This is a genomic window from Pyrococcus yayanosii CH1 (assembly GCF_000215995.1).
Lineage (GTDB): Archaea > Methanobacteriota_B > Thermococci > Thermococcales > Thermococcaceae > Pyrococcus > Pyrococcus yayanosii.
In genome coordinates, this window is sequence record NC_015680.1 from 589,057 (window position 1) to 602,260 (window position 13,204).

General features: G+C 53.8%; 12 protein-coding genes, 1 tRNA gene and 2 pseudogenes. 8 read left to right on the top strand and 7 right to left on the bottom strand.

The features are described 5' to 3' along the window. Positions 1 to 18 precede the first annotated feature (18 nt). From mpgS to glmM, 5 genes are read left to right on the top strand one after another with little or no spacing between them, the layout of a single operon-like run. Positions 19 to 1,203: a mannosyl-3-phosphoglycerate synthase gene (gene mpgS, locus PYCH_RS03410; protein WP_013905440.1), complete on the top strand. Its 1,185-nt coding sequence runs from the start codon at positions 19 to 21 to the stop codon at positions 1,201 to 1,203. After that, positions 1,200 to 1,931, top strand: coding sequence for a mannosyl-3-phosphoglycerate phosphatase (mpgP, locus tag PYCH_RS03415; protein WP_013905441.1), 732 nt, complete (start codon positions 1,200 to 1,202; stop codon positions 1,929 to 1,931). The genes mpgS and mpgP overlap by 4 nt, the downstream gene beginning before the upstream one ends. After that, positions 1,928 to 3,310: a mannose-1-phosphate guanylyltransferase/mannose-6-phosphate isomerase gene (locus PYCH_RS03420; protein WP_013905442.1), complete on the top strand. Its 1,383-nt coding sequence runs from the start codon at positions 1,928 to 1,930 to the stop codon at positions 3,308 to 3,310. Before mpgP ends, PYCH_RS03420 begins: the two co-directional genes overlap by 4 nt. A gap of 2 nt (positions 3,311 to 3,312) precedes the next feature. Continuing rightward, positions 3,313 to 3,696 (top strand): hypothetical protein, encoded by a 384-nt coding sequence (locus tag PYCH_RS03425; protein ID WP_013905443.1) that lies wholly within the window; start codon positions 3,313 to 3,315, stop codon positions 3,694 to 3,696. Between the two features lie 10 nt (positions 3,697 to 3,706). Next, positions 3,707 to 5,077 (top strand): phosphoglucosamine mutase, encoded by a 1,371-nt coding sequence (glmM, locus tag PYCH_RS03430; RefSeq protein ID WP_013905444.1) that lies wholly within the window; start codon positions 3,707 to 3,709, stop codon positions 5,075 to 5,077. A gap of 115 nt (positions 5,078 to 5,192) precedes the next feature. Here the strand turns inward: glmM and PYCH_RS03435 are convergent, their stop codons facing one another. The 5 genes and pseudogenes from PYCH_RS03435 to PYCH_RS03455 all read right to left on the bottom strand — a co-directional run bounded on the left by PYCH_RS03435 (position 5,193) and on the right by PYCH_RS03455 (position 8,350). Next, on the bottom strand, positions 5,193 to 6,083 hold the full coding sequence (locus tag PYCH_RS03435) for an acetamidase/formamidase family protein (RefSeq protein WP_013905445.1): 891 nt from the start codon (positions 6,081 to 6,083) through the stop codon (positions 5,193 to 5,195). 198 nt (positions 6,084 to 6,281) lie between these two features. Continuing rightward, positions 6,282 to 7,423 (bottom strand): annotated as a pseudogene (locus PYCH_RS10330) (ATP-binding cassette domain-containing protein). After that, entirely contained in the window at positions 7,368 to 7,526 is a 159-nt protein-coding gene (locus tag PYCH_RS10315; RefSeq protein ID WP_013905448.1) for a hypothetical protein, read from the bottom strand. Before PYCH_RS10315 ends, PYCH_RS10330 begins: the two are co-directional and overlap by 56 nt. Position 7,527: 1 nt before the next feature. Continuing rightward, positions 7,528 to 7,775, bottom strand: a pseudogene (locus PYCH_RS03450) (PDGLE domain-containing protein). Further along, entirely contained in the window at positions 7,772 to 8,350 is a 579-nt protein-coding gene (locus PYCH_RS03455) for an energy-coupling factor ABC transporter permease (RefSeq protein WP_048058187.1), read from the bottom strand. Before PYCH_RS03455 ends, PYCH_RS03450 begins: the two are co-directional and overlap by 4 nt. Before the next feature lie 206 nt (positions 8,351 to 8,556). Here PYCH_RS03455 and PYCH_RS03460 point away from each other — a divergent pair, with 206 nt between their 5' ends. Genes PYCH_RS03460 through PYCH_RS03470 form a run of 3 tightly spaced genes read left to right on the top strand, consistent with a single transcriptional unit; the run spans position 8,557 to position 12,515 of the window. Then, positions 8,557 to 9,924 carry an acetate--CoA ligase family protein gene (locus tag PYCH_RS03460; protein ID WP_013905451.1) on the top strand — a complete coding sequence of 456 codons (1,368 nt, stop codon included), beginning with the start codon at positions 8,557 to 8,559 and terminating at the stop codon, positions 9,922 to 9,924. A 51-nt stretch (positions 9,925 to 9,975) separates the two neighbouring features. Next, on the top strand, positions 9,976 to 11,910 hold the full coding sequence (gene iorA / locus PYCH_RS03465; RefSeq protein WP_013905452.1) for an indolepyruvate ferredoxin oxidoreductase subunit alpha: 1,935 nt from the start codon (positions 9,976 to 9,978) through the stop codon (positions 11,908 to 11,910). Further along, complete coding sequence (locus PYCH_RS03470) at positions 11,907 to 12,515, top strand: indolepyruvate oxidoreductase subunit beta (protein ID WP_013905453.1); 609 nt, start codon at positions 11,907 to 11,909, stop codon at positions 12,513 to 12,515. Before iorA ends, PYCH_RS03470 begins: the two co-directional genes overlap by 4 nt. A 40-nt stretch (positions 12,516 to 12,555) precedes the next feature. Here PYCH_RS03470 and PYCH_RS03475 read toward each other — a convergent pair whose 3' ends face one another. Then, positions 12,556 to 12,999: a Tfx family DNA-binding protein gene (locus PYCH_RS03475; RefSeq protein WP_013905454.1), complete on the bottom strand. Its 444-nt coding sequence runs from the start codon at positions 12,997 to 12,999 to the stop codon at positions 12,556 to 12,558. 126 nt (positions 13,000 to 13,125) lie between these two features. After that, positions 13,126 to 13,203, bottom strand: a tRNA-Arg gene (locus PYCH_RS03480). Position 13,204 lies beyond the last annotated feature (1 nt).

The window sequence follows — 13,204 nt, forward strand, 5'->3', positions numbered from 1 at the left end:
TAAACCCGGGGTGGTTAGATGCTTCTCGAAGCTCCCGTTTACAAGGAGATATTTGGCGCCGTGAAAATTTATGAGCTCCAGAAAGTCATAAAGATGGACACCGAAACCGAAGAGGTTCCCATATACACCATAACGAACGTTCCAAGGGAGAAGATATACTCAACGCTGGGTGAGATGGCGATAGTCGTCCCCATGAAGGACGAAAAGCTTCACCTCGTGGATGGCGTCCTTAAGGCGATTCCTCATAAGTGTCCGATAATAATCGTCTCTAACAGTAAGCGCGAAGGCCCCAACCAGTACAAGCTGGAGGTCGATTTGGTCAGGCATTTCTACAACCTGACGCATTCGAAGGTAATCATGGTTCACCAGAGGGACCCCGGCCTTGCCAAGGCCTTCAAGGAGGTCGGCTATACCGATATACTGGATGAGAAGGGCAACGTGAGGAGCGGTAAAGGAGAGGGCATGCTCATAGGAATCCTCCTTGCGAAGGCCATCGGTGCTAAGTACGTCGGGTTTGTCGATGCTGACAACTACATTCCGGGTTCTGTCAACGAATACGTGAAGGACTACGCCGCAGGCTTTCTGATGAGCGAGAGTGACTACACAATGGTGAGGCTTCACTGGAGGCATAAACCTAAGGTTACGAAGGGTAGCCTATACTTCAGGAAATGGGGGAGGGTCAGCGAGATAACGAACCACTACCTCAACATGCTCATAAGCGAGCAGACTGCCTTCGAGACAACTATAATGGTCACGGGCAACGCGGGAGAGCATGCGATGACGATGAAGCTTGCCGAGATAATGCCATTTTCGACTGGCTACTCCATAGAGCCCTACGAGATAGTTTACCTCCTTGAGCGCTTTGGTCGCTGGGAGAACGTCGAGGAGTTTCAGGATGTCTTCGACCGGGGCATAGAGATATTCCAGATTGAAACCCTCAACCCGCACTTCCACGAAGACAAGGGTAAGGAGCATGTGAAGGAGATGATACTCCTAAGCCTAACTACTATCTACCACTCGAAGCTTGCCTCCGAGAACCTTCGGAAGAGGATACTCGAGGACCTCAGGGAGCACGGGATAATAGGCCCCAACGAGGAGCCGCCGAAACCCACCGTGATGAGGCCCATAAAGGACATCGACGTGAAGGAGTGGATGGAGGTACTAGAAAACAGCGCAGAGACCCTCCTGAGGTTCGAGGTATGAGGGCCATATTCCTAGACCTCGATAAAACCCTCATCGGCGACGACTACTCTCCGGAACTAGCACGTCCCGTGGTGAAGGCGCTCAAGAGGAAGGGCTTTATCATCGTCTTCAACACCTCGAAGACCAGGGCCGAGGTCGAGTACTACAGGCAGGCACTCGGCGTCGAGGATCCATTCATAGTCGAGAATGGGAGTGCCATCTTCATCCCCAAAGATTACTTTCCCTTCCCAGTTGAGGGCCGGGAAAAAGGAGAATACATCGTGATAGAGCTGGGAATGAGATACGAAACAATAAGGGAAGCGCTCGATGAGATAGCCCAAGAATACGGCCTAAAATATTACGGGAACTCGACCATCGAAGAGGTCGTAGCCTTTACTGGCTTACCGAGGGACTTAGCAAAACTCGCCGTAAAGCGAGAGTACAGCGAGACGGTATTCAGATGGACCAGGGATGGATGGGCTGAGCTTTTGAAGGCTCGAGGCCTAAAGGTCACGAGGGGGAGCCGTTTCCACACCGTTACAGGAAATACGGACAAAGGAAGTGCCGCAAGGGTCCTGCTCGATCTTTACCTCAAGGTGGGCCCCGTCGAGAGCTGGGCCGTTGGGGACGGGGAGAACGACCTTCCCATGTTCGATGTCGTCGACAGGGCGTTCATAGTTGGAGACCTCAGGCATTCAAAAGCGAAAAATATTCCATCCATTGAAAAGCTCTTGGAGGTGATTGGATGAAGACTTTGGTACTGGCCGGTGGGAAGGGGACAAGGCTCTGGCCCCTCAGCAGGGAGCTTCTTCCTAAGCAGTTCATAAAGCTCTTTGATGACCGCTCTCTTTTCCAGAGCACCATTGAGAGGGCCCTTCTCTTCTCGAAGCCCAAGGAGATATTTATAGTGACGAACAGGGAATACAGGTTCCGTGTCTTTGATGAACTCGACGAGCTGGGAATCAGGGTTCCGGAGGAGAACGTTCTCCTCGAGCCCGTCGGTAAGAACACGCTACCGGCGATATACTGGGGCCTCAAGGTCATTAGGGAAAACTTTGGCAGGAGCGTGGTCGCGGTCCTGCCGAGCGATCACAGGATAGAGGTAAACGAGAGCTACATGGAGGCCTTTAAGAGAGCCAAGAAGCTCGCAGAGGAGTACCTCGTGACCTTCGGCATAAAGCCTACTAAGCCGCACACGGGTTACGGCTACATAAGACCCGGTGAAAAACTGGAGGGTGGCTACCTAGTGGCGGAGTTCAAGGAGAAGCCCGATTATGAGACCGCCAAGCGCTACGTGGAGAACGGTTACTACTGGAACAGCGGGATGTTCATGTTCAGCACGGAGATCTTCATGGAGGAGGCAAGGAAGCATGCACCCGAGCTCGTCAGGGCCTTTGAGGAGGCGAAGACCATCGAAGAGGCTTATGAGCTCGCCCCGGAGACGAGCGTAGACTACGGAATACTAGAGAAGACGGATAAAGCCGCAGTTGTCCCACTCAACACCTACTGGAATGACCTCGGGAGCTTCGACGCCATCTATGAGGCTATGGAGAAGGATAAGAACGGTAATGCCGTTAGGGTGAAGGGCTTCAAGGCCAAGTACATAAACGTCGACTCACGGAACAACCTCATAATGACGGAGCGCCTGACGGCGACGATCGGCGTCGAGGACCTCGTGATAATAGATACGGGCGATGCCCTCCTTGTTGCGAAGAAGGGCGAGACCCAGAAGGTTAAGGAAGTTTTCAAGAGGCTGAAGGAGGATGGAGACGAGAGGGCACTAGTTCACAGAACTGCCTACAGGCCTTGGGGCTCCTACACGGTTCTTGAAGAGGGCGACCGGTACAAGATAAAGCGCATAACCGTCCTGCCCGGAAAGAAACTCTCCCTCCAGATGCACTACCACCGCTCGGAGCACTGGGTCGTTGTCAGAGGAACCGCCAAGGTTATCGTTGGCGAGAAGGAGCTCATACTGAGGCCTGGCGAGAGCACCTTTATTCCGGCTGGAGTCAAGCACCGCTTGGAGAATCCGGGCAAAGTCGTTCTTGAGGTCATAGAGACTCAGATAGGCGAGTACCTTGGCGAGGACGACATAGTCCGCTTCCAAGACGACTACGGAAGGGAGTGAGCATGGGGGAGCGTGACGGTTGGGAGAGATTCAGCTCCGGGATATCCTCCCTTTCTATAAACCTCCTCTCCACCCTCCTCTTTATCTTAGTCCTTTCCTACGTGCTCACGTGGGGTCTCAAGGGAGCCGAACTGAGAATCCCGGTTTCGGGCCAGGTAGTTACTATGAAGCTACCAGACATCGGAGTCCCCATGAACGTCCAAGCAATCAGGAGCTTGGTAATTTATCTCTTCGGGACGATACTCCTGGGACTTCCCATGCCACTCTTCCCGGAGAAGCTCAAGCCCCTGAAGGCCTTGGTGGCCCTGCTCCAAGCGGGCACCTTCGTATACGCCCTCTACGTCTTCGTGAGGGCAATCCTTGACTTCGCTGCGATGCTTGCGTGAGGTGATGGGAATGGGAAAGTTATTCGGGACATTTGGCGTTAGGGGAATAGCGAATGAGGATATAACTCCAGAGTTCGCCCTGAAGCTCGGCATGGCCTTCGGGACGATGCTGAAGAGGGAGAACCCAGCGAAGGAGCTTTGGGTCGTGGTTGGCAGAGATACGCGCGTGAGTGGGGAGATGCTCAAGAACGCCTTAATAAGCGGCCTCCTGAGTGTTGGAGTCAATGTTATCGACGTTGGAATAGCACCAACGCCTGCAGTTCAATTTGCCTGCAAACATTTCAGGGCCGATGGGGGAGCAGTAATCACCGCCAGTCATAACCCTCCGGAATACAACGGAATAAAGCTCCTCGAGCCCAACGGCATGGGCCTTAAGAAGGAAAGGGAAGCGATTGTAGAGGAGATTTTCCTCAAGGAGGACTTTGACAGGGCAGAGTGGGATGAGATAGGTAGGGTTAGACGGGAGGATATCATAAGACCGTACATCGACGCGATAAAGAGCAAGGTCGACGTGGATGCAATAAGGAAGAGAAAGCCATTTGTAGTCGTTGACACCTCCAACGGCGCCGGCTCCCTTACGTTGCCATACCTCCTTCGGGAGCTCGGGTGTAAGGTTGTGAGCGTCAACGCACATCCGGATGGCCACTTCCCGGCCAGAAACCCAGAACCTAGCGAGGAGAACCTCAAAGGATTAATGAAAATTGTCAAGGCCCTTGGAGCGGACTTTGGAGTTGCTCAGGATGGCGACGCAGATAGGGCCGTCTTCATAGATGAAAACGGGCGCTTCATCCAAGGAGACAAGACGTTTGCCCTCGTTGCTGATGCCGTCCTCAGGGAAAGGGGGGGTGGCCTGCTTGTCACTACTGTGGCTACCTCTAACCTGCTTGATGATATAGCGAAGCGCAATGGGGCTAAGGTTCTCAGGACGAAGGTAGGTGACCTCGTGGTTGCAAGGGCTCTCCTTGAGCACGCCGGAACAATAGGCGGCGAGGAGAACGGGGGCGTCATCTTCCCGGACCACGTTTTGGGAAGGGACGGCGCGATGACGGTAGCGAAGGTAGTGGAGATATTCGCGAAGAGCGGCAAGAAGTTCAGTGAGCTCATCGATGAGTTGCCAAAGTATTACCAGATAAAGACCAAGAGGCACGTTGAGGGCGACAGGAAGGCAGTTGTTGCGAAAGTTGGGGAACTTGCGAGGAGAAGGGGCTACAGGATAGACACCACCGATGGCGTTAAGGTAATCTTCGAGGAGGGCTGGGTTCTCGTGAGAGCCAGCGGAACGGAGCCGATAATAAGGATTTTCAGCGAGGCCAAGAGTGAGGAGAAGGCCCAAGAATACCTCGAGCTAGGCCTTGAGCTTCTTGAGAAAGCAATGGAGTAATTTCTTCCTAACTTATTAATTTTATTTTATTTAATCATTAAACAACTGCGTATTTAAGTGGGAACTTGGTGAAGCTGTTCATCCTGAATATCTAGAAAGAAAAAGTTAGTGCCTCCTATCCCTTGAAAAACGCCTCTAAACTGACATACTCCTTTGGTATCCTCACCCTGATCGTTTTCGCCGGGTCAACCAGCTGGCTTATCTCGACGTCCATCACGAGGCTCGCGAGCATGTATGCATCGTCCCATTCAAGCCCGTTCGCCTTGGCGAGCGCCTCAACCCCCAGCTCAACGCCTTCCCTAATGGCATCGTCCAACTTTTCCATCGATACGAGCAAGTAGTAGGCATCCGCCGTTTCAAGGAGGGGCCACTCGAGGACGCCATCCAAGACGTCTACTTTAACTTTCACCCTTCCCGACACTTCACACGCAGAAACGCAAACTTCCCCGTCCCCCATGACAGCATGCAGGTCGCCTATCGCTAAAAGTCCTCCTTCCTTGAAGACCGGAAGATACAGGATCGTGCCTTTCGTTATTAAATTCGTGTCCATGTTTCCCCCGTGCCTTCCCGGTGTTCCCGTTGGGATTTCCTCATCGTAAGCCACACCTATGACCCCTATCATTGGCTTTACCGGTATTTTGAGGTTTCCGAAGTGGACGGTTCCGTCTTTTATCTCGCATATCCTTGTCCTTGGTTTTTCAACCTTATCTCCCAAAACCCCTGCTTTTGGCGCCGTAACTACAATCCCCCTACCAGCAATCTCGATGTCGAGGATCTCAACGGCCAAGACCTTGCCACGCTTGGCGTTTTCAACGTAGAGAGGGCCTGTGGCAGGATTCACACGGGAGAAGTCAATTTTCTCTATGGTGTCGCTTTCGTCTTTTATCTGCCCTCCCAGGGCATCAATGGTCTCAAAGACCACGATATCGCCAGGCTTTGCCCTTGCGACGGGCTTCATATTCGGCCCAAAAGAATACACGTGCTTCTCCTTCGGTATTAGTATCATGGGAGCTCACCAACTGTTGAATATGGCTTTGATGTTTAAAAATCATGCTTCTAAGCCTTTCTCTCGCATCCTCAAGGCTTCTTGGAACGCCGAGCCCTAACCTCAAGAAGATCTCCACGAGCGGAGGAACCGACAGGTTGTGGCTTCTCAAGAGCTCGATATTCCCTAAGATCTCCTCGGGGGTGCCAATTTTGACTATTATCCCCCATCCATCGGTGCAATCCTATCGCAAAGCATTAGGTACTCGGCCTCATGGGATGCGAGGATTACGGTTTTGCCCTCTGTCCTTAGCTCCCTGATGATGTTCTCCACGAGAACCTTTCCCCCAAAGTCAAGGTTTGCAAAGGGCTCGTCGAAGACTATAACCTCGGGCCCCATGGCGAGGACGGTCGCTATCGCCACCCGCTTCTTCTCACCAAAGCTGAGCTCCCTAGTTTCCCTGTCTGCATGGATCTCCATGCCCACCTTTCTCAAGGCCCAGAGAACCCGCTCCCTGAGCTCTTCTCCCCGGAGGCCGAGGTTGTAGGGACCAAGGGCCACGTCCTCAAAAACTGTTGGTATGCCAACCTTCCTCCTAACTTCTTTCGGGTTTTCGCTGGATTGAGGCCTTCCACGAGAACCTCTCCCCTCTTCGGCTTTAGTATTCCGTTCAGGTGAAAGAGGAGCGTGCTCTTCCCTGCCCCATTGGGTCCGAGAAATCCGAACACCTCTCCTCGCTCTATCTTGAGGCTCACACCCCTGAGAACTTCCCTTCCACCGTAGGAGAAGTGAACGTTCCTGAGCTCTATCATAGGAGCAGTCCCCCCAAGGTGAGGGCAGTAAGGAGCAAAATAGAGTATGGCCCCTTCATCAACCTTCGGGAACTCACCGAAGCCCCTAGAGAGCATAGCCCAATAAACTCTTTCACTTCTCATGTACGCCCTCACGAAGACTTCACCGATAAGGGCACCGAGCTTCCGGTAATATTCCAGCCGGCCGATTCCGAAAGCCCTTGAGTCAAGGGCCCGCTTCATCCTCATGGCCTCCCCGATGAAGACGTCGAGATAGCGGTATGTGAAAGCCAATGTGAGCGTTATAATATTGGAGAATTTCAGGGCCTCCATTTCGGCGAGTATTCTCGAAAAGCCCACCGAGTTAACGATGACGACCGTGGCTCCCGATGAGAGGAATGCCTTGCCGAGCAGGAGCAGGAATGAACGCACGCCCTCGTGGGTTATTGGCCCAAGCGGGGTGTTGACTATTGGCCTTCCGGGGTTAAAGAGCGTCAGAGAAAAGACCAACCCCTCAAATCCTAGGAGAAAGCCGAGGTGAAGTAAAGTCCCCTTCTTGGGCCTCATCATAGGCAAGGACTAATCCGAATAGCAGGGTAAAGTATGCCAGCTCGGCGAGGCTCTTTCTCGTGACGACGCTGATGGCGTAAATAAAGATGAAGGGGAGGTACACCTTAGGCACCCTTCGCGAGCTTTCCGATGCCATAGCCGACGGCGAAAGTCAGGAGAATTCCGAGCAAACCCATCGCGAAGCCCTGTCCCCATGTTTCTCCGTAGTCGAGTGGGGCGTGGTATATAGGACCCTCCTCGAGGCTAACCTTCTCCATCGTAGCCTCAAGCCATCAGGGTTGCTCGATGCTAAGGGGAGGACGACCGCCAGGATGATCACAATTATGAGGATGCCCTTTGCGATCGCCTTCATGCCGGCACCCCCTTAACCTCGGGAAGCTTCATTCTAATGGCTTGGGCAATTAGCACGGTCAGGATCGCCTCACCGATGCCTCTCACTGCGTGGTATCCCGTCATCAGCGTAAGAACCTTAAGGAAGGGCACGCTCTTGCTTACTCCGATTTCTATGGATGCCATCACCGCCCCGAGAACTACGGAGGTCCATGCTGCAATACCCATTGCGAAGGCCTCATTGATGCCCCTGAGCCTGCTGTAGATAGCGTAGCCGATAAACGCCCCAATTAGTCCCATATTGAGGATATTAGCCCCGAGGGCAGTTATCCCGCCGTCGCCGAAGAGCAGGGTCTGGATGAGCAAGACCGCCGTCATTACGATCACGGCCGCGTATGGACCAAGGAGCACCGCCACGAGCGTCGCGCCGAGGAGGTGTCCGCTAACGCCTCCGATTATCGGAAAGTTGACCATCTGGGCCGCGAAGACTCCGGCGGCAAAAAGACCGAGGAGCGATATCTTTTCCTCCGGAAGATCCCTGAGCTTCCTGAGAGAGTAGAGTATCCCAAGGATTGCTATCCCGTAAGTGGCGACTATAGTGGGAGCGCTAAGTAGGCCATCCGGTTATGTGCACGTTAATCCCCCCTTGGTGTTATCATTTCCCAAAATAGTAGCATGAAATAAAAGCGTTTTCATAAGAGAGTGTTACTAACCAAAGGTTTGAGCATCTATGCCAGTTCTTGGCCATTGACGTCGGGGAAACCTTATAAAAACTTTTATGAACGTAAAAAGGGGGTGCGGAGATGCTAGACTACTTTTTTAAGCCGAGGAGTGTCGCGGTCATAGGAGCCTCTAATGATCCCAAGAAGCTCGGTTATGAGGTTTTCAAGAATCTCCAGAAATACGGGGGCAATGTTTATCCTGTCAACGTCAAGGAGGAGAAAGTTCAGGGAGTTAAAGCGTATAAGAGCGTCAAGGATATCCCGGGCGACGTTGACCTGGCGATAATCATTGTTCCCAAGAAGTTCGTCAAGCAGACCCTCATCGAGTGTGGAGAGAAGGGGGTCAAGGGTGTCGTCATAATAACGGCGGGCTTCGGCGAGACCGGCGCCGAAGGAAAGAGGGAAGAGCGTGAGCTTGTTGAAATCGCCCATAGCTACGGCATGCGCATCATCGGGCCTAACTGTGTCGGCATAATGAATACCCACAACGACCTCAACGCCACCTTTATAATGGACGCCAAGAAGGGAAGCATAGCCTTCATAAGCCAGAGCGGAGCCCTTGGGGCCGGGATAGTTTACAAGACCGTGAAGGAGGGCATAGGGTTCTCCAAGTTCATAAGCATAGGCAACATGGCCGACCTGGACTTCGCGGAGCTGATGGAATACTTAGCGGACACCGAGGAGGATAAGGCGATGGCACTCTACATCGAGGGTCTAAGGGATGGCAGGAAGTTCATGGAGGTCGCTAAGAGGGTTACGAAGAAGAAGCCCGTCATCGTTCTCAAGGCTGGGAAGAGCGAGAGCGGGGCGAGGGCGGCTTCTTCGCACACGGGTTCCCTCGCTGGAAGCTACAGAATATACGAGGCGGCGTTCAAGCAGAGCGGTGTTATAGTTGCCGAGACAATAGATGAGATGCTCAGCATGGCGAGGGCTTTTACCCAGCCACTCCCAAGGGGTAGGAGCGTTGCGATAATGACCAATGCTGGCGGCCCTGGAGTCCTCACGGCGGACGAGATTGACAAGAGGGGGCTTAAGCTGGCTAACCTGGAGGAGAAGACCATAGAGGAGCTTCGCTCCTTCCTGCCGCCGATGGCGGCTGTTAAGAATCCTGTGGACATGATAGCTTCGGCGAGAGGTGAGGACTACTACAGAACGGCGAAGCTCCTGCTCAGCGATGCTAACGTGGACATGCTCATAGCCATATGCGTCGTGCCGACCTTCGCCGGTATGAGTCCCACGGAGCACGCTGAGGGGGTTATAAGGGCAGTTGAGGAAGTGAACAATGGCAAACCAGTTCTGGCCCTCTTCATGGCCGGCCGGGTAAGCGAACCCGCCAAGGAGCTCCTTGAGAGGTATGGCATCCCAACCTACGAGAGGCCCGAGGATGTCGCGGCCGGCGCCCACGCTCTCGTAAGGCAGGCCGAGAACGTGGGGCTTCTGGAGAAGTGAATTTTTGGCCTTTGATATTCAAATTTCACCAAAGGCTTGGGAGGTGTGTGAATGGCGAAGGTGACGGATATAGTCCTCTGGGATAAGCCCGGGGAGAGGGTTCTCCTCCTCGGGAACCAGGCGATAGCAAGGGGAGCCCTCGAGGCCAATATAGCCGTCTTCGCCGCCTATCCTGGAACCCCGAGCTCAGAGCTAACCGACACAATGGCGGCCGTCGCCAAGAGGGCCGGCGTTTACATGGAGTACTCCACAAACGAGAAGATCGCCTTTGAAACTGCCTTAAGTGCCTCTTGGGCTGGCCTCAGGGCTATGACAGCGATGAAGCATGTTGGACTGAACGTTGCGATGGACAGCTTCATGACGGTCTCTTACATGGGCGTCAACGGTGGCCTCGTCGTTATGGTTGCGGATGACCCGAGCATGTGGAGCAGCCAGAACGAGCAGGATACGAGAGCGATAGGCAAGTTCGCCAACGTGCCAGTTCTTGAGCCCGCGAGCGTTCAAGAGGCAAAGGACATGACGAAGTACGCCTTTGAGCTTAGTGAGAAATTTGGCCAAATGGTCATCCTCAGGACGACGACGAGGACCTCCCACATGCGCGGCGATGTAGTACTGGGAGAGCTTCCCGAGGAAATAAAGCTCGGAAAGAGGAAGTTTGGCGACTTCAAGAAGGATCCGGAGCGTTACGTTGACATTCCAGCCTTCCAGAGGAAGAAGCACGCCTGGTTGCTCGAGACGATAGAAAAGATAAGGAAGGAGCTCGAGAATGCTCCCTTCAACCGCATAGAGGGGGACGGGAAGGTCGGAATAATAGCGCCGGGCCTTGCCTATGCCTACGTAAAGGAGGCCCTTGCCTGGCTCGGCGTCAAGAACGTCAGGATACTCAAGCTTGGCTCCCCGTTCCCGGTCCCATACGGCCTGCTTGAAAAGTTCTTCGACGGCCTTGAGAAGGTGCTCATCGTCGAGGAGCTGGAGCCCGTCGTGGAGGAGCAGGTGAAAGTCTGGGCCTTTGACAACGGCGTGGACATACCTATTCACGGCAAGGACCTCGTTCCCAGGGTCCACGAGATGACCACCAGGAGGGCCGTCGAGGCGATAGCAAAGTTTTCTCACCTTAAGACGCCGGTGAACTTTGCCGAGATAGACGAGAGGTATAAGAAAGTCCAGGAGATAGTCCCACCGAGACCGCCTTCCCTGTGCCCAGCCTGTCCGCACAGGAACACCTTCTACGCCATAAAGAAGGCCGCAACCCCGAGGGCAATATTCCCGAGCGACATCGGCTGTTACACGCTCGGTGTGCTCCCGCCGCTCAAGACGGTTGACACGACAATCGCAATGGGCGGTTCGGTGGGCGTTGCTCACGGCCTGAGCGTGGCCCTCAACGGCGCCGTAAGCGAGGAGCAGAGGGCCGAAAAGAAGAAGGTAATCGTCGCGACGATAGGTGACTCAACGTTCTTCCACACAGGACTGCCGGCGTTGGCCAACGCCATCTACAACCGCTCCAACGTCGTCATAGTAGTACTTGACAACCTCGTTACGGCGATGACCGGTGACCAGCCGAACCCGGGAACCGGTGAGACCCCACACGGGCCGGGCAAGAGGATACTCATAGAGGAGGTCGCCAAGGCGATGGGTGCGGACTTTGTAGAGGTCGTTGACCCATACGACATAAAGGCTACCTACGAGACCATAAAGAAGGCCCTTGAAGTTGAGGGCGTCAGCGTCGTCGTCGCGAGGCAGATGTGTGCCCTCCACAGGATAGGCCAGATGAGGCGCAAGGGCGAAAAGTGGCCCATCTACCAGGTCGTCGAGGAGAAGTGCACCGGCTGTAAGGTCTGTATCAATGCCTACGGCTGTCCGGCCATCTACTGGGACGCCGAGAAGAAGAAGGCGAGGGTTGATCCGCTCATGTGCTGGGGTTGTGGCGGATGTGCTCAGGTATGTCCCTTCGATGCCTTCGAGCCCGTGAAGGAGGGAGGAGCATGAGGGAGTATAACATCGTCATCACGGGCGTTGGAGGCCAAGGAGTGCTTACCGCCGCTAACATTCTTGGCTGGGCTGCCTTAAGGGCTGGTTATAAGGTTAGGGTTGGAGAGGTTCATGGGATGAGCCAGCGCTTTGGTAGCGTCATCGCCTATGTTCGCTTCGGCGAGGACGTTTACGGCGCTATGGTGCCCGAGGGAAAGGGCGACGTTATCCTCAGCTTCGAACCCGTTGAAGCTTTGCGCTACATCAACTACCTCAAGAAAGGAGGATTAGTTTTCACGAACGCGAGACCAATTCCACCAGTTCAGGTCTCAATGGGCTTGGCAAAATACCCCAGCCTCGATGAGATTAGGAGGATAGTCGAGGAGGATTTTGGCGGCAGGTTCCTGGCATTCGATGCCGAGGCCTTGGCGATTAAGGCAGGCAACGTCATCACCACGAACGTCGTGTTGATAGGAGCTTTAACGCAAACGCCGGGCTTCCCCCTCTCGGCCGACCACGTCAAGGAAGTCATCAAGGTCAGCGTGCCCCCGAAGGCGGTCGAAGTCAATATGAAGGCCTTTGACCTCGGTGTCCAGGCCGCTAGGGAGATGCTGGGGCTTTGACTTTTCTTTTTCTCCAAAAAGTTCATTGAAATAAATCTGTTTAACCTTTCCTATCCCCCTCAATGGTTATGTCATCAAGAATGCACTCGCTGATCCTTAACCTGTTCCTCGAGTCCAAGAAGAGCGTGAAGTCCCTCTTTACAAGCCTGTTCTCAACGGGAGCATGCTCTACGAGGAAAGTTATTATCTCGGCCGTGCTGTATGGAACTTTTATTCCCATTTCGTCTGCCTTCCTAAAGAGCTTCTCGGGCACCTCAAACACGTCCTCCCCCTTCTTGACCTCGACCCTAATCTTAGAGTTTATCTGCTCCCAGAGTAGGAGGGTGTTTCTGGCCTTCTCTATTTTTTCGAGAGCCTTCTTTTCAAGGATGCTGACGTTTGCCCTACTAGTACCAAGCATCTCGGCTATCTCGCTCTGTCTAAGCCCTTTAGCCCTAAGAACAAGGACCTTAATCTGTTGGTCCGTGAGGAAGGTCTTCACCATAAACACCCTAACTTAATCCTTTGCATAAGTTAAAAAACCTTAGTGGTGCTCGGTCATCGCAGGCTTCCTCATGGATTCGGGGACGCCACCCCTCATCATCGCACCCAAGAAGAGCGAACAGAGTTTTGGCGGACCGGCGGGGATTTGAACCCCGGACCTGCGGCTTAGGAGGCCGCCGCCCTGTCCTGGCTAGGCTACCGGTCCA